Genomic DNA, 25811 nt, shown 5'->3' with positions numbered 1-25811 from the left:
ATAGCTGGCTCGCAGCAAAGGGATCGACCTCCGGCCAACAGAGTGCTGCTGGTCGACGGGAGCGGGAACCGTGGGACTACGCGGAACGTCCGGGCACCTTGGGCGTCATCGGTCGGGGTGGGGCGCGGTCAATGTCAGTGACTACAGCACACATGGGAACTCGTAAGGGGGTTCGGGATTGCTACGGACCAGCGGTAGGCAGAGTCCAGCCGCGGTCCTCGCGCAGAATGGACTGAGTTGATTCCTTGTGCGGCGTTGCCCGACCGCGGGTGCGACACGCGCTGACCGTGTGCGGTCAGGTCGAAGCGGTGGCGGGTGCCTTCTCTTGAACGTCGACGAGCTCGCCGATCACGATTCGGCGTAGGTCGGTGCTGAACATCTCTGCGCAGGTGATCATCGTCAGGAGTGGCTCGGTGGGGGTGGCGCCGCGCGAGTTCGGGTCGGGGACGGGGAACAGTGGCCAGCTGGTCGTGTACTCGACCTTGATCTCGTCTCCGTTCTGCCGGAGCTGATAGGTGTAGAGGTGCGTGCGCGTCTCGATCTCGACGAGGTCGCCCGCTCGCAGGTCCAGGATGCGCTTGAAGACGGCGCCTCGCCCGCTGCGGTGTCCGCCGAGGACGAAGTTGCCGACCTCGCCGGGGCCGGCCCCCTTCTCGTACCAGCCGACTCCGCTCGCGAGGGCGGAGCGGCCCGTGGAGTCCAGCAGGTCACTGCCGGGAATGATCGGGATCTCGTAGTCACTGCCCCAGCGCTCGACCCGCAGGAGACCGGCCGCGTTGCTGTCGATGTTGTTCGCCCAGTCTTCGGCGATCTGCTCCTTGATCTCTTCGTGCTTCTGGGCGGCGATGATGTTGGTCCCGTAGAGCTCCCAACCGACGTAGGCGATGAAGCTCAGTCCGGTCAGCACCAGCGCCAGGCCCAGGGTCGTGAGGAGACGTCGACGGCGCGGCCGGCGTCGTGCGTGCGCATGTCGTCGTGGACTGGGTCCGGCTGGATCGGTGGTCATGGCGGGTCCTTGGACGGCTGGGTAGAAGGGGGTTAGGGCCAGGGGTTGGGCAGGCAGCCGTCGAGGCCGATGGTCTGCTGGAGCATGACCGGCGCGACCTGTCCGCTGCCGGGGCACGATTCGTGCGGGTTGCGGAGTGCGTGGCCGAGCTCGTGGTTGATCACGTAGATGCGGTATTGGTCCAGTGGTTGGAAATGTGGGACTCCCACGTTCCAGCGGTCGGCGTTGATGACGACGTCATTGCCGTTGCGGCAGGAGTACTTCCCGGCGGTGTTCAACGGCGCGCACAACTGGTCGGCGGTGGGCGGGCTGACGAGCACGATCCGCAATGGCGCCGTGTCCGTGCGTTGAAGTCGGCGTGCGCCGTCCTGGGTCCACCCTCGCGGATCGGCGGTGACGCCGTCGACGGCCGCGGCGAACTCGACGGGGGATATCCCGACCACGTCCTCGACCTCGACGCGGTACTGCACGAGGTCACCGGCCGTTCCCGCCGCGGGACCGGCTTCGGGTGCAGTGCTGTAGGTGCCGGGAGCCGGTCCTGGCGACACCGGCACCGGGGTGGGTGTCGGTGAGGGTTCGGCGCCCGCGTCTCGTGCGGTCGAAGTGCTCTCAGCGCTGCTCTCGGCCGACGTTGTCGACGGAGCCGGGCTCGTGACGCTGACCCACGCGGTCACGCCCAAAGTGATGGTGATCATGACTCCGGTGAGGATCGTCGGGGTTGGAAGGTGCCGTCGCTTGTGGCGGTGGCGCGGTCGACTCACTGGACTGGAGACCATGACGTGCCCCGGTCTTCGCTCACGAGAACGCCCTCGGAGTTCACGGCCCACCACCGGTCAGTCTCGGCGGTGCAGGCTGCTGGGACGCCTGGCAGACGGCCGGCCCCTGTCCAGATGCGTCGGCGAGGATCCCGATGTGGGAGTGATGTCCAGGCTCGGGTTGAGAGACCCGACGTTGAGGCAATAGTTGCCAGCCTTCGGTAAGGCCTGCGCGGGGTGGCAGGTCGGCCGGCTTCAAGACGCAGCATGGGTGGTCACGATCGGTTGCCCTGCTCGCGACCGTCGATGTTGAGAACGATGACACCGAACGCGAGGGCAACGAGCGACACTGCCCCCAGGGCTCCGCTGCCGAAGACCGTGTCGTCGCCTCCAGAGGTGACGGCTGACGCGAGACTGGCACCGCCGATCAACGAAGTGATCATGGCGGCGAGCGGCCGCGGCGCCTGCGGTAGGCCGGTGCTCCACACCTGGAAGGCGATGCCGGCGATCACGGCGGCGGCCAAGAGAAGCACGAGGCGCACCGGCCAGACCGCGTCATCGGGCCACTCGATCGTGAGCAGTTGGTCGAGTGCGTAGACCACCGTTGGCACTGCGAGTGCCACCGAAACGACCCAGCGTCGAGTTCCTGAACTCATCATTCGATTTTGCTCCTTGGTTGTGCCTGAGGATCCTGCCGATGGGGACTCTGCGGTTCATTCCGAGTGGTCCGAAGAGTTGCGTGGATTCCGCTGATGGTGCTAGTCATCGTTCGACCTGCCGGTATGAAGCAAGACCGACGTTCACGCGGCGCCACCGAGAATTTCTCGCAGCGCACCACAGGAGCCCGCCGATCGCGAGGCTGCTCAGCATGAGCATCTGATGGGTCTGAAAGCGGACGGCCGGGGTGATGGCATCGACGAGTGGCACGTCCTTGATCGCGACTGCCCCGGATCCCTCGGCGGACCGCACGAGCACCCGGCCGCTCGGGTCGATGATGGCGGAGATGCCGTTGGTCGACGCCACTGCGACGCTGCGGCCGAGCTCCACCGCGCGGGCCCGCGTGATCTCGAACTGCTGCTCGGGCTGGTAGGTCCCATAGAAGGTCGCGTTGCTGGTCTGCACGGTGACCAGCTGCGCACCGCGGCGGACCTGGTCGGGTAACACGTCGTCGTACGCGACGTCGAAACAGATGGCATCGGCGACCTTGACGCCAGCGACGTCGAGGGGTCCTTCACCGGAGCCGGGGAGGAAGTCCCGTGGAATCAGCTGGAACCGCGACGACCAGCCGCCGATGACAGAGCGCCACGGAATGTACTCGCCGAAGGGGACGGGGTGGGTCTTCGTGTACGCAGGTCCGGTCTCGCCGTCGGGGAGCCAGACGATGCCACGGTTGTATGCCGTGGCGTCGTCTGGTCCCTCGAAGATGCCGCCGATCAGTGTGGGGATGCCCACCGCGGATACGGCCTCATCGATCACGGCGCGGGTCGCTCGATCCCGCACGGGGTCCACCGCCGTGGAGTTCTCCGGCCACACGATGAGATCGGGTGCCCGTGTTCTGCCTGCCGCGATGCGTTGCGCCAGCTCCTCGGTCTGCTGGACGTGGTTGGCCGTCACCTGTCGGTGACTACCCGCCACGTCGCGGCCATCGCCCGGTACGCCGCCCTGGACCACCGCGATTCGGAACGTGCCTTCGTGTGGCGCCACGAAGGGCGCGACCGTGGCCGCGAACGACGCCACGACGGCTGCGACCACGACAAAATCTGAGCCTCTGTGGCGGGTCGCCAGTCCTCCAAGAGCAAACCCGGCCGAAGCTACCACGAACCCGGTGCCGGGGATTCCCACGTACGGCAGCAGGGTCACCCATGGCATGTCGATCGCGGTGATGCCCAATCGCCCCCAGGGCAGTCCGCCGAGAGGCCAGGCGCTTCTCGTCGACTCGACGAGGACCCACACCGCGCCCGCCCACACCGGTCCCGCAGGAAGGCGACTGACTGCGTGAATACCCGCGGCTGCTGCGACGACCGCCACCGACTGCGTCCCGACGAGCAGCGCCCACGCCCCGGCACCGATCGAGTCCACGAGCCACCACAGGAGTACTCCCATGAAGGTGAAACCGAAGCAGGCGCCATGGAGCAGGGCTGCGCGCCAGTGGGACCTTGTCGCGCCGATCCAGAGCATGGCCATCGCGAGAGGCGCGAGCCAGCCATGGCCGACGGGCTCGAACGCGAGGGCGGCGACCACGCCTCCGGCGAGAGCAATCGGCAGCGTACGTAGCCCACCGGACTTCAGGTTCGTAGGAGCTCGGCGACGTTCAGTCGTCGTGAGCGCTCCCGTCCCCCCTCGGCGGGCCCCATCGGATGACTCGGTCACGGCGTTCGTCCTGCCGGGCTGTCTAGTGCGCTGGCGAGGCGATCGATGAAGCCCGTGAGGTCTTCGGGGAGGCCGTCGCGTGGGACGCGATCAAGCGCGCCGACCTCGACGACGGTGGTCGTGCCGTCCGACGTCGCACGCACCCAGGTGCGCCGCGGTCGGATGAACAGGGACAGCATGAGCCCACCGAGCCCAACGGATACGCCGGCGAGGGGGACCAGCGCGAGTGGTGCGGAGGCGATCTGAAAGCGGGCGAACTGCTTCAGCTCGGAGAACGCGACGGTGGTGCCGTCCGGGAGGGTCGTGGACTGCCCCGGCTGCAGCTCGATGCGGAAGGGCGCGCCGTTCGCGTCGAGGACTTGGGTCATCCTGCTCTTGTCGAGCACGTATACCGATTGCGGTACCCCGTCGTCGAGGCCGAGATCGCCGGTCCACACCTGAAGGGCGATGTAAGGGTTGGCTGCGGCAGGGAAGACCGACACGGAGGGGTCGTCCTCTCCGGTGCGTGCTGCAGTAGGGAGGAAGAAGCCTTGCATGCCGATCTGCTCGGGTTGGGCGTCGGCGACCTTGACCACTCCACCCGAGGTGTAAGTGGGTCCCTCGGGCAGGAACGGGACCGCCTCGTCGAACACGACGACCCCCTGGGGATCGGTCACGGTGATGACGGGCGAGTAGCCCTGCCCGACGAGGAAGACGTTCGTCGACCCGATCGCGAGTGGGTTGTTGACGCGGACGGAGAAGTCCTCGGTCGGCCCGTCGAGCGAAGACCGATACGTCCCGGTGGCTTCGAACAGTCGCGGCGCACCCCGTTGCGGTCCGTCGCTCACATCGAACTCGGCGATCATGTCGTCGAGCTCGAGCGAGAAGGGCGGTAGCTCCTCGGGATCGAACCAGGTGCCTGAATCGAACTCGTCGAACTGGGTGAGCGCATTGGCGTAGGTCTGGCCCTCGGTGACGATCACCGCGCCCCGGTAGCCCAGGAGGGAACCGATCGCGACGCCGACGAGGACTACCACGACACTCACGTGGAACACCAGGTTGCCGAGCTCGCGCAAGTAGCCTCGCTCGGCTCGCAGCTCTCCTGTCGCGCCGCCAGGGGCGACCGAGGTCACGATGTCGATCCGTCCGCGCCGAACGGTCTGGCGGGCCGCGGCGAGGACCGCATCGACGTCGGCGGTCGTGGAGAACGACCCGGAAGCCGGCAGTCGGGAGAACCGCTTCGGTGCCTTCGGTGGACGTGCTCGCAGGGCCCGCAGGTACACCCGAGTACGCGGGATGATGCAGCCGATGAGCGAGACCATCAGCAGCAGGTAGATGGCGCTGAACCACGGTGAGCTGTAGACGTCGAACAGGCCGAGTCGATCGAGCCACGGCGACAGCTCGGGGTTGCGGGACTCGAAGGCCAGTGTCGCTCGGGAGTCCACCCGGCGCTGGGGGATGAATGAGCCGGGGAGCGAGGCCACCGCGAGGAGCAGCAGCAGGAGCAGAGCCGTCCGCATCGAGGTCAGCTGGCCCCAGATCCACCGGAGGAACTCGCGTGGTGAGAGTGCGCGAGCCATGTCTCTGGGTCGATCCGTCATCGACTGCTCTGGAGGTCGTGCAGCTCGTCCGATGTGGTCCCGGAGCCCGCCACCGGCCGTAGTGACTTGGTGAGACGCTTGCGTCGGTCCTGGCGTTCGGCGTGCGCGAACCAGACGAAGCCGGTGAGGGCGAGTGCGCCGAAGAACCACCACTGCAGGCCGTAGGCGAAATGGGTCCCCGGGCCGAGCTCTGGACGTGGCTCCGGGTCGAGCACCCCGGCGCCGGAGCTCTGGGCCTGCAGATTGAGGTACCCGTCGCGGAGCTCGTACGGGACGTGATCGGCGAGCCCGTCGCTGGAGATGGCGCGGACCTGGGTGTCGTTCACGCGAATTGCGTCGCCTGTCGCGCCGCTGTTGGGACGCAACCATCCGGTGATCTCGACAGTCGCCGACGTTGCCACAGGGAGTTCCTTCGGAGCTGTCGAGGATCGGAGCGTCTCGACGAAGCCCCGGTTGACGAGCAGCGCGGTGCCGTCGTCTAGCACGAAGGGCGTGAGCACGTCCACGCCGGGGCGGCGGTCGCGGCTGACGTACTTGACCGTCACCTGTCGGTCCAGGTCGTAGCGTCCGGTCGCGGTCACGACCGTCCATTCCTGATCGGGATCGAGGCGCTGGCCGGCAGGGACCACGGAGTTCAGCTCCACTGGGTCGATCGCGAGGTGCTCGGCGACCAAGGCGTTGCGGTCCTCACGCGCGGCGAGCTTGTCGAACTGCCAGGCCCCGAGCTGTACGCACACGCCGGCCAGGACGATCACGAAGATGCCGAACCCGATCCAGCGACGACTCACGAGGAACCGCAGCTCGCCGAGCCCTCGGCGATAGCGACTCATCCGGCGGCGGCGACGGCTCGCTCGAGTGCGTCCTCGAAGTCGCCCAGCGTGCGGGGCTGGATCACCTCGCCGTCGAGGAACAGGCTCGGGGTGCCGCTCAGGCCGAGGGACTGGGCGTCCTGGAAGTCGGCCTCGACCCGGGCCGCGACGTCCTCGCTGACGACGTCGGCATCGAACTGGGCCAGGTCGAGGCCGATCTCCTCGGCGTAGGTGCGGAACAGAGGGGATTGATCGTCCTGGCTCTCTCCCCACGAGGTCTGGGTCTCGAACAGGAGCCGGTACATCGCCTCGAACTCACCCTGCCGTGCTGCTGCTTCGGCTGCGTGCGCGGCATTGCGCGAGTTGAGGTGGCTGGGCAGCGGGAAGTAGCGGACCACGAACTTCACCTCGTCGTCGAAGTCCTCACGGAGCTGCTCGATCGCCGGGTACAGGGCTCCACAGGCCTCGCACTCGAAGTCGAGGAACTCCACAAGGACGGGCGAGCCCTCGGGGGCCTCCTGAAGGACGTGGCTGTCGGCGCGCACGATGCGCGGGTCCTCGGCTCCGGAGCTCTCGGAGACCTCCGGTGCGCTCCTGACCTCGAGCACCACGAAGAGTCCGAGCACGGCGACGCAGACGGCCACGATGGATGCGGTGATGACGGGCCGGCGAGAGGGGCGATTCACAGGGTCTCCAGAGTGGGTGTGGGGGAGATGTTGGACGGTCACGCGCCGAGCGCGAGGTACAGGGCCGGCAAGCCGATCGTCGCCGGGGGGATGACAGCAGCGACCACTGCCAGGACGACCAGCACTGAGGTGAGACGGCGGTCGTGCTGAGGCGTGAGCAGCATGCGGTGGATCCGCTCGCCCGTTGCGGACGCTCCCATGGCGAGGCTGCCGGAGGGGTGCTGAGGACTAGCCATGGCCAGGAGTGCTCGCGCCAGTGACATCCGCCCGGCGTCGTGCCAGGCATCGTCGTCGGCCTCGAGCTCGACGAGCCGTCGCACCTCGGCGCCGTAGCTCGGAAGGATTCGCAGCGGTCCAGCGGTTCGGGTGAACACTTCCGCAGCGGCGATTGACCGGTGGTGGCGGCGGCGCAGATGGCTGCGCTCGTGCGCGATGACAGCCGCGAGCTCCCCGGTGCTCAAGACCTGAAGCGCAGCAGTCGAGATCACGACTCGCGAACGGCGCCGCGCGTTCCCCGGGATGCAGTAGGCGTAGAGCCGCTCGCTCGGTACGACGTCGCACCCGTCGGCTGCCGTCGTCACGTTCTGCTCGAGCGCCTCGTGAAGGCGGCGGCGACTGCGGCTGGTGGTGACCGTCGCTACGGCCGCGTGGAAGACCAGCACGCCCATCCCGGCCAGGACTATCGCGGCCGTTGCGTTCCAGAGAGGGCTCAGCTCGACGCCGCCGGCGTAGACCCGATGAAGCTCGTCCTCCGAGACGCCAGTGGCTCGGAACATGACGTGCTCGAGGACGTCGTGGGTCAGCAAGGCGCCCGCGGCGATCACGCCGCCGCCCAGGGAGATCGCCGCGAGGTGCCAGACCATCAACGCGCGGCCGGGGGCGGCCTCGACCCACCGAGCTCCACGCAGCGATCTGTCGATGGTCCAGGCACTCGTGACAGCGACCACCAGCAGGACGAGCGCGACGATCAGCGACATCAGCCTTCCTCGGATCCGAGTCGACCGAGAGCCTCGCGGAGCTTGCGAGCCTCATCGGGGTTGAGCCGGTCGGCGAAGCTCAGAAGCGCTCCGGTGCGATCGTCAACCTCGTCGAGGGCCTCGCTCATGAGGGAAGCCGCGTACTGAGACTCGCTGCGGGTGGCGACGTACCGGAAGGCCCGACCCTCCTTCTCCCGGGCCAGCCATCCCTTGGCCCGAAGGCGTTCGATCACAGTGATGGCTGTCGTGTAAGCCACGGGCGTCTCGAGGCGGTCAATGACCTCATGCACGGTCAATCCCTCGCTTGACGACCACAGTGTCTGCATGATTCGCGATTCGAGATCGCCGAAGCTGCGCATGCCGTCCTCCTCGAATTTCTACAGTACGTAGTAACGTAGATTACCTCGGGTCGGAGCGACGGGACCCACCTCACCTGCTCGCCGCTCCGGCCCGACCGAAACCTCTCCCGGCCCAGTGTCACGGCAGAGGTCGTAGCCAGCGGGGTACGCGGGCCGTGTAGTGCTCGTACTCGTTTCCGAATCGCTGCTGCAGGTGCTGTTCCTCGGCTGGGATTTGGACGCGGTCGATCCACGCCACGAAGGCGACGACTGGCAGCAGTGCCGGCATGCTGCGTCGTGCGATGGCTCGAGCGGTCAGCAGACCTGCCATACCGACGTACATCGGGTTGCGGCTGATGGCGTTGGCGCCGGTCGTGACGAGTGCTTCGCTGGCGGCTTGCTCGCGAGGGTCGACGGTAGTTCCTGCCTGTCGGAAGGCCACGATGGGCCTGACCAGGAGGGCAGCGGCGCCGACGGCGACGGCGGCCGCGGCGATCCTCGACGACCTGGTCGGGCGCCGGGCCGGTCCGATCATGTGCTGCGCGGCTGCGGCGCCGACGGCCAAGACGAGCGGTGGCGGTCGGCGCGTCACCGAGTCACCTCGTCTCTCGAGGCGGAAGCGATGGTGAGGATCGGCGACGCCGTGTCCGGGGTGCAACAGCCGTCGGTGCACCCCGAACCGGTGGTGGCTACGACCGGTGGGGCTTCCTCGCGGCGAAGACCGCGCAGACGTGCGGCACGCAGCCCGTTGCCGATCACCACGACCTCGGCCACCTCGTGGACGAGCACGACTCCGGCAAGCCCGAGCACGCCGAACAGTGCGAGGGGGAACAGGACGACGATGATGGCCAGTGCGAGGAGGATGTTGCCGGTCATGATGCGGCGGCCTCGTCGGGCGTGCGCGATCGCCGCCGGAATCTGACGAAGGTCCTGTCCGGTGAAGGCGATGTCGGCCGACTCCACGGCAGCGGCCGAACCGGTCGCGCCCATGGCGATGCCGACGGTCGCGGCCGCGAGGGCCGGCGCATCGTTGATGCCGTCGCCCACCATGGCGGTCGGTGCTTGACGGCGCATCGTCTCGACGACGTCGGCCTTGTCCTGGGGGAGCTGCTCGGCGTGAACGGTCTCGATGCCAGCCGCGCGAGCGATCGCCCGCGCGGTGCGGGTGTTGTCGCCGGTGATCATCACCGCGGTGATGCCCACGGCCGCGAGGTCGGCGACGGCTTCGGCGGCTTCGGGCTTCAGCTCGTCACGCACCCCGATCACTCCGAGCACCTGCCCGTCACGGTGGACGACGACGACGCTCATGCCCTCATCGGTCAGTGAATTGGTGGCGGACGAGAGGGCGCCGGGGGAGAGCCAGCGGTGGTGGCCGACGGCGTGGGCAATGCCGTCGATGGTCCCGGTGATGCCGTGTCCCGGGAGCTCCTCGACGTCGGTGGCGGTGAGGGTGCGCCCGCCCGCGTCGACGATCGCACTGGCGAGCGGGTGCGTACTGGTCCGTTCCAGGGCCGCCGCGACCCGGAGAACCTCGGCATCGGTGGTGTCGGCGGTGGTCAGTACGGTCACGACCTGCGGCTCGTTGCGCGTCAGGGTCCCGGTCTTGTCGAAGGCGACCTGTCGGATCGTGCCGAACTGCTCGAAGGCTTCGCCCGACTTGATGATCACGCCCAGCTTGCTCGCAGAGCCGATCGCGGAGATCACCGTGACGGGCACTGCGATGGCCATCGCACACGGCGAGGCCGCCACGAGGACGACGAGGGCGCGCTCGATCCACACCGAGGACTCTCCGAGCCAGGAGCCGACCACCGCGACGAGTGTGGCGGTGACGAGCACGACCGGGACGAGGGGGCGGGCGATGCGGTCGGCGAGGCGGGCGCGGTCGCCCTTGCGCTGGTGGGCCTCCTGGACGAGCCTGACGATCGTCGTCAGAGAGTTGTCGGTGCCGGCCGCTGTGGCCTGCAGGGTCAGGCTGCCGCCTCCGTTGACGCTCCCGGCCAGCACCTCGGTGCCGGGGCCGACCTCCAGGGGGATCGACTCTCCGTTGATGGCAGAGGCGTCGACCATCGAGCGGCCCGTCGTGACCATGCCGTCGGTCGCGACCCGCTCACCGGCTCCGACGATCAGGACGTCGCCGATCTGGACGTCTGTGGCTTCGATCGTGACGTCTTGCCCGTCGCGCACGACGCGGGTCGTGCTCGGGATCAGTGACAACAGCGATCCGAGGCCGTGCTTGGCCTTGTCCATCGCGCGGTCCTCGAGCGCTTCGGCGATCGAGAACAGGAATGCCAGTGCCGCGGCCTCACCGATGTGGCCCAGGGCCACCGCACCCATCGCGGCAATCGTCATCAGCAAGCCGACGCCGAGGAATCCACGCGCGAGATGACGGAGCGCTCCCGGGACGAAGGTCCAGGCCCCGGCCAGCAGTGCCCCCCAGAGGAGGACGAGTGCGGCTTGGTCGGCGCCGTTCCACTGCAGGAGGCTGCCGACAGCGACCAGCGTGCCGGACGCTGCGGGCAGCGCCAGAGAGCGGTCGCGCCACCACGGCGTCATCGCCTCGCGGCGGTGGGCGAGGTGGTCCGCGGACTCGAGCTCGCCCGAAACGGCTGGCGGCCCGCAGCACTCCTTGCTCACCGGCTCGCCTGCTCGGCCGGACCACAGCACAGCGGCACGTCGCAAGCGTCGTCGACGCAGGCCACGCCGTCATCGACGGCCAGGACGGCCGTCATGAGCTGTTGGAGAGCGCGAGCGAGATGCGGGTCGGCGATCTCGTACCTGGTGCGGCGTCCCTCTGGCACCGCCACCACGATGCCGCAGCCCCGCAGGCAGGCCAGGTGGTTCGAGACGTTCGTGCGAGTCAGTCCCAGGGTCTCGGCCAGGACGGCGGGATATCCGGGCTGATCGAGCAGGTCGAGCAGGATCCTTGATCGCGTGTGATCGGCCATCGCCCGACCGAGACGATTCATGACGTCGACGCGAGTTGCAATGGTCAGCATGCAGTGACCATACATCAGCGGCTGACCAGTCGGTCCTCCAAGCGAAGTCCTACCGATCGTAGGAGTGGTCACTACCGGATGACGCGATGTGTGCCTCATTCGGTATTCTCGCGGCATGTCACGTCCCGGACCCCTCGCGCTGCTGCGCGTGCAGAGGCTCCGGACGGCTGCCATCGTGACCTCACTCTTCCTGGCGTTGGCACTGGCCGTCGGCTCCGGCTCCTCGTCGCAACAGGAGCCGGTCGTCGCTGACGCCTCGTCCTTCGCGACGTCCGCGGTCGCCGACCAGGAGCCTGCCTCGGATCGAGGAGTCGTCGACGGTCACGACGTCGGTGTGCTGTGCCTGGCCATCACCTGCCTGCTCGTCGTTCTCGCGCTCGTCCTTGCGTCCGCTCGGCGGGCCGACAACTACCTGGGGCTCGCAGCACGACAGGTCCGAACGATCCTCCCGGTCCCGACCGGACTCCACTCGCACCTCGGCCCGCTCGAAACTCCGACGCGCTGCTGAGCACGGGGCACAGCCCTGCCCTCAGCCACCTCCGGAGTTCCCATGCCTTTGTCAACAACCTGTTCTGCCCGTCTGCGACGCGTCGCCCGACGCTCCATCGTCGCGTTCCTCGTCGTCACTGCCGTCGCCACCCTGAACGCCTGCTCGAGCGCGACATCGACCGACGCCACCGAGGGTGGATACGTCTCGGGCGACGGGTCCATCACCGTCGTCGCACCATCGGAGCGTGAAGAGGCGCCGGTCCTCGAGGGGACCGACCTCGACGGCGCCCCGCTCAGCACCGCGCAGTTCGAGGGCGACGTGCTCGTGGTCAACATCTGGGGATCGTGGTGTCCGCCGTGCCGCAAGGAGACGCCTGACCTGATCGCCATGGCCGACGAGTTCTCGGGTCAGGGCGTGCAGTTCGTGGGCATCGCCATCCGTGAGGGCCGCACTGCCTCGAAGGCATTCGCGTCCAACTTCGGGATGAACTATCCCAGCTTCAGTGACTCCGGCGGCGAGATGCTGATCGGTTTCTCCTCCTCGTTGCCCGCCGTGGCCGTGCCGACGACCTACGTCATCGACGCTCAGGGACGAGTCGCGGTGAGGTACATGGACCAGGTCGATCCGGACACGCTGCGCGAGCTGGTCATCGACGTGCAGGAAGGACGCTGATGGACTGGTTCGGCACCCAGGTCTTCAGCGGCGGGCTCGCGCTGGCCATTCCCATCGCGGTTCTCGCGGGGCTCGTCTCCTTCTTCTCGCCCTGCATCCTGCCGCTGCTACCCGGTTACCTGTCCTATGTCAGTGGGCAGGCGGTCCAAGAGCTCGATGAAGGCCACCGACCGCGGGTGGCCCTCGGCGCGGTGCTCTTCGTCGCCGGCTTCACGGTCACCTTCATGTCGTACGGGCTGGCGTTCGGGGCCATCGGGTACCGACTGATTGAGCACCAGCGCATCGTGAACATCGTGCTCGGGCTGGTGATGATCGTCATGGGCCTGGTGTTCGCCGGCCGGTTCACCGTGCTGCAGCGTTCTCTCGGTCCCCGCCTCGTGCCACGCCTCGGCCTGGCCGGCGCCCCCGTGCTCGGTCTTCTCTTCGGAGTGGGTTGGACCCCGTGCCTGGGTCCGACGTTGACTGCCGTTCTGTCCCTCTCTCTCACCGAGGGGAGTGCGGCGCGCGGAAGCCTGCTGACCGTGTTCTACTGCGTCGGGCTTGGTGTGCCCTTCATCATCGCGGCCGTCGCATACCGCCGGACGATGCGTGCGGTGCAGTGGGCCAAGCGGCATCATCGCGCGATCGCGCTCGTGTCTGGTGGCTCGATGGTGCTGGTCGGACTGCTGCTGATCAGCGGTCTCTGGCAGGAGCTCGTGAATCATCTGCAAGGTCTGATCTCCGGGTATGCGGTGGCGGTGTGAAGCGATGACCGGTACTTCTCCTGCGCACGCTCCATCCGATGCGTCGTCCTCGGCGCCAACAGGTCTGTCAGTCGCCGTGCTGGCGACGGCGACCTTCGTTGCCCTGGTGCTGTCGATGATCTGGGCTGGTTCAGCGCCTCGCGAACCGGTGCCCGGTCTGCCCGATCCTGGAGTCCTGGTCGGCTGGCTCGTTCCCGTGGCCACGGGCATGGCTGACCTGGCCGGCATCGCCACGATCGGGTTCCTGATCCTGGCGGCGGTTCTGCTTCCGTCGAGTGGGCGTGACGTCCAGGGTCTCGCGGTCGACGCCGTCCGCATCGCACGTCGAAGTGCCTGGGTGTGGGTGGTGGCCACCGTCGTGACGTTCATCGTCACCGCTGCCGACGTCTTCGCCGTGACGCTCGGTGGACTGCGTGTGGACCTGCTCGTGGCTCTGCTGCGTGACAGCGAGGTGGGTCGAGGTATCGCCCTTCAGGCGATGGGTGCGCTGGTGCTGGCGGTGACGCTGCGATGGGTCGTCGGCGTCCGGGCGCTGGCCGGATGGAGCCTCTTCGCCGTGGCCACTCTGCTGCCGTCGGCACTGACGGGGCACGCTGCTTCAGGCGGATCTCACTCCTTGGCGTCCGTCAGTCTCTACCTGCACCTGGCCGCCGTCGCGGTCTGGGTGGGGGCGCTCTGCGCGCTCGCCTGGGTGGCATCGCGTAGGAGTAGACGGCTTGAGCCTGCGGTGCGCCGGTACTCCCACGTGGCGATGGCCTGCTTCGCGGTGGTGGGCATCAGTGGCGTCATCAGCGCGATGGTGCGGGCCACGGACCTCGACCAGCTCATCTCCTCCGCCTACGGCCAACTCGTCCTGCTCAAGGTGATCGCGTTGGCGGTCCTGGGTTCTTTCGGGTGGTGGCAGCGCCGTCGGATCCTGCGGTCAGGGGGTGGCTTCGCCCGCATCGCCGGCGTCGAGGTACTCCTCATGATGGCTACGGTCGGGGTGGCCGTTGCGCTCTCGCGTACGCCCCCGCCGGCGGGCAGCGTCCTCCTGACACCGTCCGAGGACCTTCTGGGCGGCCCGATGCCGCCGGCGCCGACGTTCACGAACGTGGCGTTCGGCGTGTACCCGAGCGGTGTCGGACTGGCGGTCGTCGGCTTCGGGTCCGTCCTCTACCTGATCGGTGTGCTGGCGTTGCGACGCCGCGGTGAGGACTGGCCGCTTCGCCGTAGCGCCGCCTGGACCGCCGGAATGCTGGTGGTCGCGTGGGCGACCAGCGGCGGGCTGGGCACCTACACCCACGTCCTGTTCAGCGCTCACCTGACCAGCCAGGCCCTGTTGGTCATGGTCGCGGCACCGCTGCTGGTGCTCGGGGCCCCCGGTGCGCTCGCTGCGAGCTCACTGCCCGGACCGCGACAGGCCGGTGAGATCTCTCCGCGCGACCTGCTGCTGGCGGTTTGCTCGTCCCGAGCAGTGAGGCGCCTCGGACATCCCTTGTGCGGTCTGGTGCTCCTGTCGGCGACTGCTCTGATCCTGTACGGCAGCCCGCTGTTCGCCGCGCTGATGTCCAGCCTCCTCGGGCACCTCGGAATGGAGCTCTGGATCCTGACCGTCGGACTCGTGCTGCACACAGGCCTGTTCGGATCGAGCCTCTTGCCGGAGCTCGACCTCAGGCTCCGATCGCTCACGGCCCGCGTCGCCATGCTGCTGGCCGCCGGGTTCGGCCTTGCCCTCCTTGCATCCGACACCTCCGTCGGGCAGGACTACTGGGTCGGTCTGGCTCGCCCGTACGCCACTGACCTCGCCGCGGACCAGGAACGCGGCGCGGTGATCTACCTCGCGATCGTCGTCCCGGTGCTCACCGTCATCTCGATCGACTTGCTCCGCCGCTTCCGGAAGCGGCACCTTCCGTCAGCCGTCCCGCACACGAAAGAAGCCCGATGATGTTTCCTGCCGCCCGGTGGTTCAGCCGCATGGTCGCCCTCCTCCTCCTCCCCGTCATGCTGCTCCTGCCCGTCCCTGCGAACGCGCACGACGCCCTGATCGAGTCCACTCCGGTATCCGGTGCCCAGGTCGACTGGAACGAGGAGGCCGCCGTCTCATTCCGCTTCAACAGCGAGATCCTCGAGTCCGCCGCATTCATCGCGGTGCTCGACCCTGAAGGCACCGAGGTGAGCACGGCTGATGCCGTCATCGCCGGCGACACGGTGTCGCGGGCGTACATGCCGACCACGGCCGGGACCTACACGGCGTCCTACCGGGTGACGTCTTCTGACGGTCACCCGATCGACGGTTCGATCACGTTCGTCCACGAGGGGCGACCCAACACCGACACCTCGACCTCCGAGGCTGATGACCGCGGCGAGGAAGCAGAAAGTGCCGCAGGCTCTGACGGTGCCACCGGAGTGGAGGACGGCGATGGCGCGAGCAGCTCGGCCGTGATGCTCCGAGTGGTGGCGGCGCTGGTCCTGGCAGTGCTGCTCGCGTGGGCGGTCAGGACCATCAGGCACCGCCGGGGCGCCTCATGACGCCCCCGGCGCCCAAGCGTCGTCTGGACACCAGTCGTCGGCGCACCGTGGGCGCCACACGTGGGCGCCGGCGGGACACCAGGCCCAGCTTCGGCCCGGGCTTCGCGGTGTTCGGGACCCTCGCCCTGCTCATCGCCGCATGGGGGTCAACGGCCTCGCCCGAGCCGCCCGAGCCGGGCGCGCCGCTCAGCGACCGGCGGGCTTTGGCGGACACCGCCGGCACCGGTCAGGACGTCAGCCGCGACTTCGATCGAGAGCTGCTCGAGGAACAGACACAAGCGCAGGCTGAGCAGGTCCTGCAGGCCCAGCAGGACCTTCTGGCGTCCTCGCAGGTCAAGGCAGACGAGCTCAAGGCTGATCAGTGGGTGCTCCCTGTCACCGGGTATCGGATCTCGGGGCAGTTCGGCATCACCAACGCTGTCTGGGGCAAGGGCCACAGTGGCCTGGACCTCGCCGGCCCCAGCGGATCGACCATCGTGTCCGTGGCTTCGGGGACCGTCGTCTCCGCGGGGTACGCCGGCAACTGCGGAAACATGACCCAGATCCAGCTCGACACCGATGACGTGGTGGTCAAGTTCTGCCATCAGAGCCGCATCGTCGTCCAGGAGGGTCAACGGGTACAGGCGGGCGAGACCGTCGGGTACACCGGATCGACAGGTCGATCCACCGGACCGCATCTCCATGTGGAGGTCAAACCAGGCGATGGCCCGTCGGGTGACCCTGAGGCGTACTTCCGCGAGCACAATGTCTTTCCATAGCGGGCCGACCGCAGGCATCGCAACCTGCCCGTCTGGCTCGGGGTTGTTGGAAGGCGGGGACCTGTGCAATCATCGTCAAATGGCGATGAAAACTCCGTTAGCCGATACCGAGCGTGAGGCCGCGCTGACGGCCGCGGCGTGCTTGTTCCACGGGTTCAGTGACCGGTCGCGTCTGGTGATCCTCCAGCACCTCCTGCTCGGCGAGCACCGAGTGGTCGAGCTGACCGAGCATCTCGGCCTGGCGCAGTCGACGGTCTCCAAGCACCTGGCGTGCCTCAAAGACTGTGGGCTCGTCACGTCGCGGCCGAAAGGACGTGCCTCGGTGTTCAGCGTGACGCACCCCGAGGCAACCACGGACCTGCTGTCTGCTGCAGAGCGGCTGCTCGACCTGACGGGGTTCGCCGTCATCCTGTGCCCGACCCACGGGACCAGCGCGCACGACTGAACGTCTGGCCCACGCGGGCGGGCCGTGAAGCACCACACCGAGCGAGCGGACGCTCGTCGGCACAGCACGACAAGGAGACCCTGATGGGCGCAGGACACAGCCACCCGCCGGCGCCGGCGGGTCATGCGGGGGGTCGGTACCGCCGCAAGCTCGCGATCGCGTTCGCGTTGATCTTCACCTTCTTCTTCGTCGAGCTCGTCTATGGGTTGCTGTCCGGGTCCCTGGCGCTGATCTCCGACGCCGGCCACATGGCGGCCGATGTCGTGGCGCTCGGTGCAGCACTCGCCGCGACGAAGATCGCTACCCGCAAAGACACCACCGGGAGGCGCACGTTCGGCTCGTATCGGGCCGAGGTATTCGCCTCGGGACTGACGGTTCTGATTATGTTGGGCGTCTCGGTGTACGTCGTGATTGAGGCGATCAGCCGCATTGGCAGCGACCCCGAAGTCTCCTCGACCCCGATGATCGTCGTCGGCGGCCTGGGCCTGCTGGTCAACATCGTCGTGATGCTGATGCTCCGCAGTGGAGCTGCGGAGAGTCTCAACGTCAAGGGCGCCTACTTCGAGGTCGTCGCCGACACGGCTGGATCCGTGGGAGTGATCGCCGCAGGCATCCTCATCGCCAGCACCGGTCAGCCCTGGTGGGACACGGTCGTTGCTCTCGCGATCGGCGTGTTCGTGGCTGTCAGGGCCGTCGTTCTCGGCCGCCAGGTTCTGGCGGTGCTCGGCCAGCACGTGCCTGAGGGGTTGCCGATCGATGAGGTCGCTGCTCGGCTCGGGGCGATCCCCGGCGTCACCGACGTCCACGACCTGCACGTCTGGGTCTTGACCTCCGGCATGAACGTGGCCACCGCTCATCTCGTCGGCGACAACACTGATGACCTGCCGCGGATCCTCGAATCAGCAAGGACGATCCTTCGGGACGACTACCAGATCGAGCACGCCACGCTCCAGGTCGAGCAGTCGGCAGCCCGCGAGTGCCACGAGGTTGACTGGTGACCGCCCCGCGGGGCGCGTTCGTGGTAAGGCGCGCCGCGTCGCGGCGCTGTGGCTGACAGCGGGCACCCCGCCGGCGGTTTGCATGCGGTCCGTGTCCCTTCGGACCCGCGTTCGAGGACGGTGGCCCCCCGGTCAGTCGCTACGGGTGACGTCCGGAATTGGAGGCAGTTTGTCAACGGGAGGCAGGTCGCCGGCTGGCGCCTACGGTGCTCGAACGGACATCTGTGCCAGCCAGCCCGAGGCCAGCCGCCCCGGACATTTACAGGCGATTCACATTGTCGCGACCGCCGTAGCCGCGCCGCCAGTGGAGCAGAGGGCGACCCACGCGAACCATCCGATGGACGCCAGGAGCCACCACAGCAGGAGCCCGAAGAACGGTATCCCGAAGCACAGTCCGATCAGGGCGGCGGACCTCAGCGTAGTCCGCCGTACAGCGGTCCAGAGGAGCGTCATCGCGATGGGCGCGAGCCACTCGGCTTCCGTCGGGTCGCGGCAGCTGCACGGTTGGTTCTCCGGTTCCGACTGGGGCGGACGTCGCGCACCGCCAACCCCACGCAGGCTGTCGCCTATGCGTCGCGCAGGCAACGGATCCGTTCAACGTCGTATGTACTATCGTTCATAGTAGTAGAGCGTGCCCCGAGTCCCGAAGTGGAAAGTTTCCTTGTCCAGTCCCCAGCCACGTCGACGAGCGGCTGGTCATTCTCGGTTGACGCGAGGCAGACATGTTCCCGAGCGACGCCTGGGAGACACGCCCCCACCTGCGACTGGTGCTCATCGAGCCGCGAAGGACCGCGTGGGCGCCCGTCGGAAGATGGTGGGTCTCAGCCCGTTGGCCGCGCTGGTGATCGCGCTGACATTCGCCGTGTCGGCTGCGGGGTCGTCGCGTGACCAAGCTCCCACCGGGGTGCAACCGGCGGCAGTCGCGGATGATGCTCTGTCCGCAGAGGGAGAGATTGACCGACGTCTTTCCAGCCAGGTGGCGCGCGGCGGAAGTCGCCCGCCTATCGACGAGCAGGTGCCCCAGGAGCAGAGCGCCCAGGAACCACCGGTCCCGGTAGCGCCTCAAATGCCAGCGTGGTTGGTGTCCTGTCCGGCAGCGACACAACAACCGTCCGGTGCCAACGGGCGACTTGCAGACGGAAGCCTGTGCGAACTACCCGAGGGCGGATTCCACCTGCGGGGCGACGCGGCGATGGCCTGGTGGCTGCTGTCGGTCGAGTACGAGCGTCAGTTTGGCGAATCACTGTGTGTCACTGATGCCTATCGGAGCCTTTCGGCCCAGCAACGTCTCTACTCCGTGAAGCCCGGCCTTGCTGCCCAACCCGGTACGAGTAACCACGGGTGGGGTGTTGCGGTCGATCTGTGTGGAGGCGTGCAGTCCTTTGGCACTGCCCAGTACGAGTGGCTGAGTTTGAACGCAGAGCGGCTGGGCTGGACCAACCCTGGTTGGGCGCAGCGATCTGGATCTCGGCCGGAGCCCTGGCACTGGGAGTTCGACGGCGCGACCCCGGCAAGCTGAGGGGCGGTCACGCGAGCCTTCCCAGCTCTTGGTGAGCTGGCTGTGTCGGATTCTCGGCGTCGAAACCTCGTTCCCGGAGTGCTCGCGACCGCGAGGTCATCGATCCCGTTCTCTACCGTGGTGCTGAGCGAGTCTCTGCAGGTAGGCGTTGTAGGCAGCCATCTCAGCGCCACCGTCACGCACCGCCTGGCGGTCGAAGCGGCGCTGCTCGGCGCGATCGGCACGGACCCACTGCCAGATCAGCGCCCCGGCCATCACGCCCAAGGGATAGTCGCCCAGTGCCCAGCCCATCGAGGCGCCGAGGTACTGATCGGCTGCGGCAGGCTCTGCCCACAGAGGCCGGACGAGCTCGAACCAGTCTCCGGCGAGGATCGTCGTGCTGGCCATCAGGGAGACCGAGAAGAGAGCGTGGTAGGCGAAGACCAGCATGAGCAGGAGCAGGCGCATCACGTAAGGGGGTCTGAGCTGACCCGGGTCTACGCCGACGACGCTGTTGGCGAAGAGGTACCCGGTGATCAGGAAGTGGATGACCATGACGATGTGCGCGGTGTGTGAGCGCATCGACAGTTCGAACATTCCGCTGTAGTAGAAGGCGGCGAGGCTGACGATGAAGAGTCCCGCCGCGACGATCGGGTGCCCGATGACCGCGGTGTAGCGAGAGTGGACGACGAGGAGCGTCCACTCTCGCAGTCCATAGGAACCGTCCTTGCGAGGCCGCGTCGCGCGCAGCAGGAGCGTGACGGGTGCACCCAGGACGAGGAAGGTCGGCACCGCGGTGGCGATCGTCATGTGCTGGGCCATGTGCATGCTGAACAGGGCCTTGCCGTACACGCCGGGCGAGCCGCTCGTGGCCCAAGTGAGCAGCAGCCAACCAACCACCCACGCCACGGTGCGACCGATCGGCCACGAGTCGCCGCGGCGTCGGAGCCTCCTGACCGCCGCGAGGTACGAGCCGATCGCGATGGCGGCCACCGGAACCCAGAGCAGGTCGACTCGCCATGTGGCAATCCATCCAGGCCAGTCCAGAGGCCCGGGAAGCGTGAAGCCCAGCAAGGACTCGCGGGTCGTGAGAGCTCGATTCGAGGCAGATTCTGGCGGCGCGATCCGGCCCAGCGCCACTCCTAGGCCCATGGCCACCGACATCACGACAATCTCGCCGACCGCCAGCCGGCGGAAAGCGCCGCGATCGCGCTCGTGAAGCCGTGAAATGGATCGGCGGCGGTGCAACATCCCTGCACACCCCAACAGAATCAGCGCAACCACCTTGGCGGTGAGGATCGCGCCGTATCCGGACGCCAGATCAGACCAGGACCCCACGCGAAGCCAAGAACTGGCCACACCCGAAAGTGCGACGGCGGCGAAGCACCACACGGCGATCTTGGAGTATCGGCTGACGACAACCGGGAGGTCGTGCTGCAGAAGTTGTGCGCTGGCCATCAGGACGACGAGACCGCCGACCCACACGCTGATGCCGACCAGGTGGATGGCTTGGGAGGTGACGGCGATGTCATGGTTCAGCGAGCCCGCAGCGTGGCCGTTGAGCGCGATGGGCCACAGGCCGGCGAGCCCGAGCACAGCAAGAATGGCGGAACCGGCGGTGCTCTGCATGATGGTGGTCCCGATGGCCACGACGAATGCGATCAGCGCACTGGCACCGAGGTATCGGCCCACCTCGACGTCGGTGGCGAAGGACACCAGGTTGGTCCACAGTCGGCCATCAGCCAACGGTAGGCCGGTGATGTCGGCGTAGGTCATGACGAGAGCCAGGAGCGCCGCCACAGTCCAGACCCAGGCGGATACGACGGCGATGCCCGCGATCCAACTCCATGCGGCGCCGTGAGACCAGGGCGTCGTCCGGGTGCGGGCGGGGAGTCCCGTGCTCAGGAGCACCAAGGCACCAATTGTGATCGCGGCGGCAAAGTTCCGTACGCCGCGAGCCGCGGGCAGACCCCAGCGGGTCAAGAACTCTGGTGCTGGAATCCCCGGCTGGGCGACCGAGCTCATGTCTCCTCGGGCTACGAGAACAAGAAGAGCCACGGTGGGCACGATGAGTCCTGCGCCCACCACCACGAGGACAGGCTGCGCCCTCCGACTCTTCGCCTTCGTCCATCGGGACTTGGCTCCGCCGGTTTCTGCAGCGAGGGTGCGGCCACAGGCCACAGGCGGAGCAGGTACCGGATGTGGCTGCTCAGGGTCACGCGAGGTGGCGGCCTCGGACGCACGGCCCCTCTTCGCCTCCACCGCGAGCCCCTGACGGTATGTCGGAGCTCCGTGCTCCATCTACTAAGGAGGATAGTAGCAACTCGGAGTGGGCCATTCTGTGAGTGGCGCGCCTAGCGGCGGGGCGATTGGCTATCGATCAGCATCGTTGGCGGGATGCCTCGCCCGGTCGCCACGGCACAGCAGTCGTGCGAGATCTCTGGACCGACCGGCAAGCTGGCCAGGGTGAGTGGCGCTGCAATAGTGCCGATGACCATCGCGGCGATCGCGTCTACTGCCACCCGTCTCAGAGGTTGATAGGGGCGCGCGAGCCGCCGGGCGCGAGGCACCGGTGATGAGCCGGCCGCGCCGAGTGCGAGGAGCGGCAGGCCGGTTGCGCCCATTATCCGCGGTGCTCGCCTGGGCGATCGGGCGCGCTCAGAACCTCACGTAGCGAGGCGAACTCGTCGGCATCGAGTCCTTCGACGAAGTGCATCAGGACCCCGCGCCGATCGCCGCCACCCGCGAGGACTTCACCCAAAAGCGTCGCCGTGTACTCCTCGCGCGACTGGATGGGCGAGTAGACGTACGCCCGGCCTTGACGGGTACGGGCGAGCAGTCCTTTGCGATGGAGGTTATCCATCACGGTCATCACGGTCGTGTACGCGATTTCGCGGTCTCGGGCGATCTGCTCCATGACCGAACGGACGGATCGAGGTTCGCCAAGGGCCCATAGCTGCCTCATGACGGCTGCTTCGAGCGAACCGAGTCCCTGCATGACCGCCCCTTCCTCTGCGACCGATCGTAGCCGTGCCTCGAGGGCAGATGTCCGACGAACCCCGATGACCTCCGAAGGAGTCAACGGGCGGACATGTGCCAGTGGATCGCGTGGCGATCAACGAATGTAGGTGCACGTGCTTCGCAGCGCCGACTCGCGCTGCGGTGATCTGCGGTCGCGCATTCCGGCCTCCGACCGATGCGGTCTGGCCCTGATCTTCGAAGCATCTGGCCGTGGCCCTCAAGTTGAACTAGAGTCCCACCAATCACACGAGTCACTCACGTTGCACTCGCCTTGCCCGTCAGGGCACCTTCCCCAGGTCGAGGTTTTTTCCATGAGATCCACCCCGCGGTCCGCTCTGCTGGCGTTCACGCTGACCTTCGCGCTCCTCGCAGCGCTCGCAGGTCCGTCGCTGGCCGAGTCCCAGGACGACCTCGAGCGCAAGAAGAATGCGACCAACTCCGAGATCAACGGCGCCCAGCAGTCCTACGACGAGTCCAGCAAGGCCGCCGCTGACGCCGCAGCCGTGCTGCAGGCCTCGCAGGCCCAGCTGGCGGAGGCGCAGTCGGCGCTCGGCTCGGTGCGGGGCCAGCTGGTCGCCGCCCAGGCGCTGGACGCGCAGATGCAGGTCAAGCTTGCCCAGAGCGAGGCCGACCTGGCGAAGGTCGAGTCCGACCTGGCGGCCGGGGAGCAGCAGGTCGAGGCCTCCACGGACGACGTCATCGCCTTCACGGTGGAGACGCTGCAGGACCCCGGCGCGGGCCTGCGCACCTTCAACGAGCTGGTGAACGGGGCCGACCCCACCGAGTTCACCGAGCAGGTCGCGATCAACAACACGATCGCCGACTCCCAGCTCAGCAAGCTCGACACGCTCGACGCGACCCGGGTCATGCTCGACCTCAACGAGCAGAAGGTCCAGGCGCTGCGCGATCAGGTGCAGGTCGAGCGCGACGAGGCCGCCGCCAACCTCGCCAACATCACGGTGCTGGAGCAGCAGGCTACTGAGCAGGAGGCCTCGGTCGCCCAGCTCGTCCAGGCGAACAGTGCCAACAAGTCCGCCGCCGATGCAGCGGTAGCCGCCGACGCCGCCGACATCGCGGCGCTCGAGGCCGAACGCAACCGTCTGCAGGCGGAGATCCAGGCCGAGATCGCCCGGAACACCCCGCCCCCCTCCAGCGGTGGCGGTGGCGGTGGCGGTGGTGGCGGCGGCGGCAAGCTGTCCTACCCGCTCGACTCGATCCGCATCACCTCCCCGTACGGCTACCGGATCCACCCGATCTCAGGCGCCCGTCGCCTGCACAGCGGCATGGACTTCGGCTCCGGCTGCGGTACTCCCATCAAGGCGCCCGCCGACGGCACCGTGCGCGAGCGCTACTTCAGCAGCAGCTACGGCAACCGGGTCATCCTCAACAACGGAACGATCAACGGTGTCAACATCGTGACGACCTACAACCACATGACACGCAGCGTCGTCAGCCCCGGTCAGCGTGTCGCGCGCGGGCAAGTCATCGGTTACGTCGGAACGACTGGCCTGTCGACCGGCTGCCACCTGCACTGGGAAGTGCTCGTCAACGGCAGTTTCGCCAATCCGGCCAGCTGGGTCGGCTGACGCGTCAGGATCTTCGCGAGCAGGCAGTCGTGCTGCGGCGATCACCTCCGTGCCGTCAGTCCTCACGTCATCCGCGGCTCAGCGGCGGCAGGCGACCTTCATGGGATGCTCCTCCGCGGTGATCACTTTGACCGCCGCGAACCGCCTTCTGGGCTGGTCTCCTCCTTGCAACTAGACCGCCCGGTGGGCGACGGCGAGCTCGGTCTCGAGCTCACGGATCCGCTTGATTGCCGTCGCGAGCTCGCCTTTCTCACCGGTTCTCAGGCCAGACGTCTCACCTCGGTCGATCTCATCCTGACAGCGTCAGTTGTAGATCGTCTGGTCACTGATGTCGAGGTCGTGCGCGACACTCGCGACGCTCCGCCCGGCAGCGAGCAGGTCAAGGACCTTGCGTCTGACCTCCGCCGAATAAGCCTGTCGTCCCATCTGTTCCTGCTGATGACAGACACCAGGATCCGCAAATTCGACTCCGTGAAACTCGGGACACAGCGGACTCTCCGGACATCTCGGGGCAGTTCAAATTGCAGCGCTGAGTGGGGGTTCACTCCATACGCGCGAGCGAGAGGTTGGTTCGGCGGTCTTCGCCATCAGGTTGACTGGCTTCGGGCAGATGCCTGAGCGGCGCAGCGCTAGCTATTCCAGATGTGCCCTTCCAGCTGGTGGCGACAGAGGCGGTCTGCTCGGCGCGGCACAGATAGACGTCGACGATCGACACGGGCACGTCGCTTCTCAAGCGGTGGTCACCGCATTGGGGACGAACCGAGAACTTCGCAACCACTCAAATGGCCGCCCGCCTCTTGAATCTTGGCCTTGAGGGTTGAAAGGTCTGGGCTTCTGGGTGAAACATGTAGCCCACGCAGACAAACACCCGGGGGTGTGTGCGTATGGAAAGCCGTTCGCAAACTGGGCGCGGCACGGGCGCCGTGTTGCTTCTCGCCGTTTTCTTGCTCGGTGGATGTTCCGACTCCGGGGACTCTCCGGAGAGACCGACTGCAAGTCCTGTCGAATCTTCGGCACCCGCATGGGAGTCCGACCTGACGGATGACCAGATTGACGCCGCTTACGAGGCGATCGACTTTCTTCATGCTTACGACTCGAAGATCGAGGGGTTCGTCGAGGTCGGGACAGCGACACCCGAGGCGCTGGAGTACCTCCAGGACAGCCACGCCGTATGGACGCTGGTGTGGGAGGGACTGCAGGCCAACGAGGCTGAGGGTAGGACTTCGGTGAAGGAGCCGGGTTGGGACGCCTCGACTACGCCGACCGAGGTGACCGTCCAGCCCGATGGTTACGCGCTGGTGACCATTACCCGTTGCCTCGACCCATCGAAGACCAAGGACTACGTCAACGGTGTCGAACAAGCACCGCCCAAGGTCCCGTCCTATGAGCAGTACGTCGGTCTGCAGAGGGACGCAAAAGGCCGCTGGCTGATCAGCGGGATCTCCGCCGACGTGGAGGCGTCGTGCGAGCTCTCAGCCGAGTAACTCTCGGCGTGGTCATCATCGCCGCTCTCATGAGTGCGGCGCCATTCACTCGGTCTACGCCAGCTGCGGCAGCGTGCGCCGACGGTCA

General features: G+C 67.4%; 28 protein-coding genes. 11 read left to right on the top strand and 17 right to left on the bottom strand.

What is annotated here, in order from left to right; all coding sequences use genetic code 11:
- Window positions 1-295: 295 nt before the first annotated feature.
- The 12 genes from V6S66_RS14925 to cmtR form a co-directional block, all read right to left on the bottom strand.
- Window positions 296-1006 carry a sortase domain-containing protein gene (locus V6S66_RS14925; protein WP_334207572.1) on the bottom strand — a complete coding sequence of 237 codons (711 nt, stop codon included), beginning with the start codon at window positions 1004-1006 and terminating at the stop codon, window positions 296-298.
- Window positions 1007-1038: 32 nt separating this feature from the next.
- Window positions 1039-1554, bottom strand: coding sequence for a DUF3152 domain-containing protein (locus V6S66_RS14920; protein WP_334207571.1), 516 nt, complete (start codon window positions 1552-1554; stop codon window positions 1039-1041).
- A 482-nt stretch (window positions 1555-2036) separates the two neighbouring features.
- Window positions 2037-2363: a hypothetical protein gene (locus tag V6S66_RS14915; RefSeq protein ID WP_334207570.1), complete on the bottom strand. Its 327-nt coding sequence runs from the start codon at window positions 2361-2363 to the stop codon at window positions 2037-2039.
- A gap of 160 nt (window positions 2364-2523) precedes the next feature.
- On the bottom strand, window positions 2524-4002 hold the full coding sequence (gene lnt, locus V6S66_RS14910) for an apolipoprotein N-acyltransferase (RefSeq protein WP_334207569.1): 1479 nt from the start codon (window positions 4000-4002) through the stop codon (window positions 2524-2526).
- Between the two features lie 125 nt (window positions 4003-4127).
- Entirely contained in the window at window positions 4128-5690 is a 1563-nt protein-coding gene (resB, locus tag V6S66_RS14905) for a cytochrome c biogenesis protein ResB (protein WP_334204913.1), read from the bottom strand.
- A 17-nt stretch (window positions 5691-5707) separates the two neighbouring features.
- Window positions 5708-6541: an SURF1 family cytochrome oxidase biogenesis protein gene (locus tag V6S66_RS14900; RefSeq protein WP_334204914.1), complete on the bottom strand. Its 834-nt coding sequence runs from the start codon at window positions 6539-6541 to the stop codon at window positions 5708-5710.
- Entirely contained in the window at window positions 6538-7206 is a 669-nt protein-coding gene (locus V6S66_RS14895; protein ID WP_334204915.1) for a DsbA family protein, read from the bottom strand. The genes V6S66_RS14900 and V6S66_RS14895 overlap by 4 nt, the downstream gene beginning before the upstream one ends.
- A 38-nt stretch (window positions 7207-7244) precedes the next feature.
- Window positions 7245-8183 (bottom strand): M48 family metalloprotease, encoded by a 939-nt coding sequence (locus V6S66_RS14890; RefSeq protein ID WP_334204916.1) that lies wholly within the window; start codon window positions 8181-8183, stop codon window positions 7245-7247.
- Entirely contained in the window at window positions 8183-8542 is a 360-nt protein-coding gene (locus V6S66_RS14885; RefSeq protein ID WP_334207568.1) for a BlaI/MecI/CopY family transcriptional regulator, read from the bottom strand. Before V6S66_RS14885 ends, V6S66_RS14890 begins: the two co-directional genes overlap by 1 nt.
- Before the next feature lie 118 nt (window positions 8543-8660).
- A complete protein-coding gene (locus V6S66_RS14880) occupies window positions 8661-9113 on the bottom strand; it encodes a methyltransferase family protein (RefSeq protein WP_334207567.1) in 453 nt (150 codons plus the stop codon).
- Window positions 9110-11155 (bottom strand): heavy metal translocating P-type ATPase, encoded by a 2046-nt coding sequence (locus V6S66_RS14875; protein WP_442885942.1) that lies wholly within the window; start codon window positions 11153-11155, stop codon window positions 9110-9112. The genes V6S66_RS14880 and V6S66_RS14875 overlap by 4 nt, the downstream gene beginning before the upstream one ends.
- On the bottom strand, window positions 11152-11517 hold the full coding sequence (gene cmtR / locus V6S66_RS14870) for a Cd(II)/Pb(II)-sensing metalloregulatory transcriptional regulator CmtR (protein WP_334207566.1): 366 nt from the start codon (window positions 11515-11517) through the stop codon (window positions 11152-11154). Before cmtR ends, V6S66_RS14875 begins: the two co-directional genes overlap by 4 nt.
- A 115-nt stretch (window positions 11518-11632) precedes the next feature.
- Here cmtR and V6S66_RS14865 point away from each other — a divergent pair, with 115 nt between their 5' ends.
- From V6S66_RS14865 to V6S66_RS14830, 8 genes are all read left to right on the top strand, one after another.
- Window positions 11633-12025, top strand: coding sequence for a hypothetical protein (locus V6S66_RS14865; protein WP_334207565.1), 393 nt, complete (start codon window positions 11633-11635; stop codon window positions 12023-12025).
- A gap of 42 nt (window positions 12026-12067) precedes the next feature.
- Window positions 12068-12679, top strand: coding sequence for a TlpA family protein disulfide reductase (locus tag V6S66_RS14860; RefSeq protein WP_334207564.1), 612 nt, complete (start codon window positions 12068-12070; stop codon window positions 12677-12679).
- A complete protein-coding gene (locus V6S66_RS14855) occupies window positions 12679-13422 on the top strand; it encodes a cytochrome c biogenesis CcdA family protein (RefSeq protein WP_334207563.1) in 744 nt (247 codons plus the stop codon). The genes V6S66_RS14860 and V6S66_RS14855 overlap by 1 nt, the downstream gene beginning before the upstream one ends.
- A gap of 115 nt (window positions 13423-13537) precedes the next feature.
- Window positions 13538-15349 carry a bifunctional copper resistance protein CopD/cytochrome c oxidase assembly protein gene (locus V6S66_RS14850; RefSeq protein ID WP_334207562.1) on the top strand — a complete coding sequence of 604 codons (1812 nt, stop codon included), beginning with the start codon at window positions 13538-13540 and terminating at the stop codon, window positions 15347-15349.
- Window positions 15346-15933, top strand: coding sequence for a copper resistance CopC family protein (locus tag V6S66_RS14845; RefSeq protein ID WP_334207561.1), 588 nt, complete (start codon window positions 15346-15348; stop codon window positions 15931-15933). The genes V6S66_RS14850 and V6S66_RS14845 overlap by 4 nt, the downstream gene beginning before the upstream one ends.
- Before the next feature lie 107 nt (window positions 15934-16040).
- Window positions 16041-16691 (top strand): M23 family metallopeptidase, encoded by a 651-nt coding sequence (locus V6S66_RS14840; RefSeq protein WP_334207560.1) that lies wholly within the window; start codon window positions 16041-16043, stop codon window positions 16689-16691.
- A gap of 79 nt (window positions 16692-16770) precedes the next feature.
- Window positions 16771-17136, top strand: a complete 366-nt coding sequence (locus V6S66_RS14835; RefSeq protein ID WP_334207559.1) for an ArsR/SmtB family transcription factor — start codon at window positions 16771-16773, stop codon at window positions 17134-17136.
- 83 nt (window positions 17137-17219) lie between these two features.
- The gene (locus V6S66_RS14830) at window positions 17220-18134 is read left to right on the top strand and encodes a cation diffusion facilitator family transporter (protein ID WP_334207558.1); all 915 of its coding nucleotides are present in this window, start codon (window positions 17220-17222) and stop codon (window positions 18132-18134) included.
- A gap of 270 nt (window positions 18135-18404) precedes the next feature.
- Here V6S66_RS14830 and V6S66_RS17065 read toward each other — a convergent pair whose 3' ends face one another.
- On the bottom strand, window positions 18405-18719 hold the full coding sequence (locus V6S66_RS17065; protein WP_442885940.1) for a hypothetical protein: 315 nt from the start codon (window positions 18717-18719) through the stop codon (window positions 18405-18407).
- Between the two features lie 226 nt (window positions 18720-18945).
- Between V6S66_RS17065 and V6S66_RS14825 the strand changes: the two genes are divergently transcribed.
- Window positions 18946-19653 carry a M15 family metallopeptidase gene (locus V6S66_RS14825; RefSeq protein ID WP_334207840.1) on the top strand — a complete coding sequence of 236 codons (708 nt, stop codon included), beginning with the start codon at window positions 18946-18948 and terminating at the stop codon, window positions 19651-19653.
- A gap of 96 nt (window positions 19654-19749) precedes the next feature.
- Here the strand turns inward: V6S66_RS14825 and V6S66_RS14820 are convergent, their stop codons facing one another.
- Together V6S66_RS14820 and V6S66_RS14815 are read right to left on the bottom strand one after the other, a co-directional pair.
- Window positions 19750-21408 (bottom strand): cytochrome c oxidase assembly protein, encoded by a 1659-nt coding sequence (locus V6S66_RS14820; protein WP_334207557.1) that lies wholly within the window; start codon window positions 21406-21408, stop codon window positions 19750-19752.
- A gap of 847 nt (window positions 21409-22255) precedes the next feature.
- Window positions 22256-22630 carry a BlaI/MecI/CopY family transcriptional regulator gene (locus V6S66_RS14815; protein WP_334207556.1) on the bottom strand — a complete coding sequence of 125 codons (375 nt, stop codon included), beginning with the start codon at window positions 22628-22630 and terminating at the stop codon, window positions 22256-22258.
- A gap of 334 nt (window positions 22631-22964) precedes the next feature.
- Here V6S66_RS14815 and V6S66_RS14810 point away from each other — a divergent pair, with 334 nt between their 5' ends.
- The gene (locus V6S66_RS14810) at window positions 22965-24239 is read left to right on the top strand and encodes a peptidoglycan DD-metalloendopeptidase family protein (RefSeq protein ID WP_334207555.1); all 1275 of its coding nucleotides are present in this window, start codon (window positions 22965-22967) and stop codon (window positions 24237-24239) included.
- 303 nt (window positions 24240-24542) lie between these two features.
- On the opposite strand, the gene V6S66_RS17060 is transcribed toward V6S66_RS14810, so the two are convergent.
- Together V6S66_RS17060 and V6S66_RS14805 are read right to left on the bottom strand one after the other, a co-directional pair.
- A complete protein-coding gene (locus V6S66_RS17060; RefSeq protein WP_442885939.1) occupies window positions 24543-24665 on the bottom strand; it encodes a transposase in 123 nt (40 codons plus the stop codon).
- Between the two features lie 115 nt (window positions 24666-24780).
- Window positions 24781-24954: a hypothetical protein gene (locus V6S66_RS14805; RefSeq protein ID WP_334207554.1), complete on the bottom strand. Its 174-nt coding sequence runs from the start codon at window positions 24952-24954 to the stop codon at window positions 24781-24783.
- A gap of 208 nt (window positions 24955-25162) precedes the next feature.
- Between V6S66_RS14805 and V6S66_RS14800 the strand changes: the two genes are divergently transcribed.
- Window positions 25163-25723, top strand: coding sequence for a hypothetical protein (locus V6S66_RS14800; RefSeq protein WP_334207553.1), 561 nt, complete (start codon window positions 25163-25165; stop codon window positions 25721-25723).
- The last annotated feature ends 88 nt before the right edge of the window (window positions 25724-25811 follow it).

It is taken from the genome of Aeromicrobium sp. Sec7.5 (assembly GCF_036867135.1).
GTDB lineage: Bacteria > Actinomycetota > Actinomycetes > Propionibacteriales > Nocardioidaceae > Aeromicrobium.
The sequence above is the reverse complement of the archived record's forward strand: the minus strand, read 5'-3'. Positions and strand labels throughout refer to the sequence as shown.

Excerpts from the sequence above, each read along its gene's own strand:
- V6S66_RS14925 (WP_334207572.1), bottom strand. The coding sequence starts at position 1,006 with ATGACCACCGATCCAGCCGGACCCAGTCCACGACGACATGCGCACGCA.
- resB (WP_334204913.1), bottom strand. The coding sequence starts at position 5,690 with ATGGCTCGCGCACTCTCACCACGCGAGTTCCTCCGGTGGATCTGGGGC.
- V6S66_RS14900 (WP_334204914.1), bottom strand. The coding sequence starts at position 6,541 with ATGAGTCGCTATCGCCGAGGGCTCGGCGAGCTGCGGTTCCTCGTGAGT.
- V6S66_RS14890 (WP_334204916.1), bottom strand. The coding sequence starts at position 8,183 with ATGTCGCTGATCGTCGCGCTCGTCCTGCTGGTGGTCGCTGTCACGAGT.
- V6S66_RS14885 (WP_334207568.1), bottom strand. The coding sequence starts at position 8,542 with ATGCGCAGCTTCGGCGATCTCGAATCGCGAATCATGCAGACACTGTGG.
- cmtR (WP_334207566.1), bottom strand. The coding sequence starts at position 11,517 with ATGCTGACCATTGCAACTCGCGTCGACGTCATGAATCGTCTCGGTCGG.
- V6S66_RS14865 (WP_334207565.1), top strand. The coding sequence starts at position 11,633 with ATGTCACGTCCCGGACCCCTCGCGCTGCTGCGCGTGCAGAGGCTCCGG.
- V6S66_RS14860 (WP_334207564.1), top strand. The coding sequence starts at position 12,068 with ATGCCTTTGTCAACAACCTGTTCTGCCCGTCTGCGACGCGTCGCCCGA.
- V6S66_RS14855 (WP_334207563.1), top strand. The coding sequence starts at position 12,679 with ATGGACTGGTTCGGCACCCAGGTCTTCAGCGGCGGGCTCGCGCTGGCC.
- V6S66_RS14850 (WP_334207562.1), top strand. The coding sequence starts at position 13,538 with ATGATCTGGGCTGGTTCAGCGCCTCGCGAACCGGTGCCCGGTCTGCCC.
- V6S66_RS14845 (WP_334207561.1), top strand. The coding sequence starts at position 15,346 with ATGATGTTTCCTGCCGCCCGGTGGTTCAGCCGCATGGTCGCCCTCCTC.
- V6S66_RS14835 (WP_334207559.1), top strand. The coding sequence starts at position 16,771 with ATGGCGATGAAAACTCCGTTAGCCGATACCGAGCGTGAGGCCGCGCTG.
- V6S66_RS14830 (WP_334207558.1), top strand. The coding sequence starts at position 17,220 with ATGGGCGCAGGACACAGCCACCCGCCGGCGCCGGCGGGTCATGCGGGG.
- V6S66_RS14825 (WP_334207840.1), top strand. The coding sequence starts at position 18,946 with ATGGTGGGTCTCAGCCCGTTGGCCGCGCTGGTGATCGCGCTGACATTC.
- V6S66_RS14820 (WP_334207557.1), bottom strand. The coding sequence starts at position 21,408 with ATGACCTACGCCGACATCACCGGCCTACCGTTGGCTGATGGCCGACTG.
- V6S66_RS14815 (WP_334207556.1), bottom strand. The coding sequence starts at position 22,630 with ATGCAGGGACTCGGTTCGCTCGAAGCAGCCGTCATGAGGCAGCTATGG.
- V6S66_RS14810 (WP_334207555.1), top strand. The coding sequence starts at position 22,965 with ATGAGATCCACCCCGCGGTCCGCTCTGCTGGCGTTCACGCTGACCTTC.
- V6S66_RS17060 (WP_442885939.1), bottom strand. The coding sequence starts at position 24,665 with ATGGGACGACAGGCTTATTCGGCGGAGGTCAGACGCAAGGTCCTTGAC.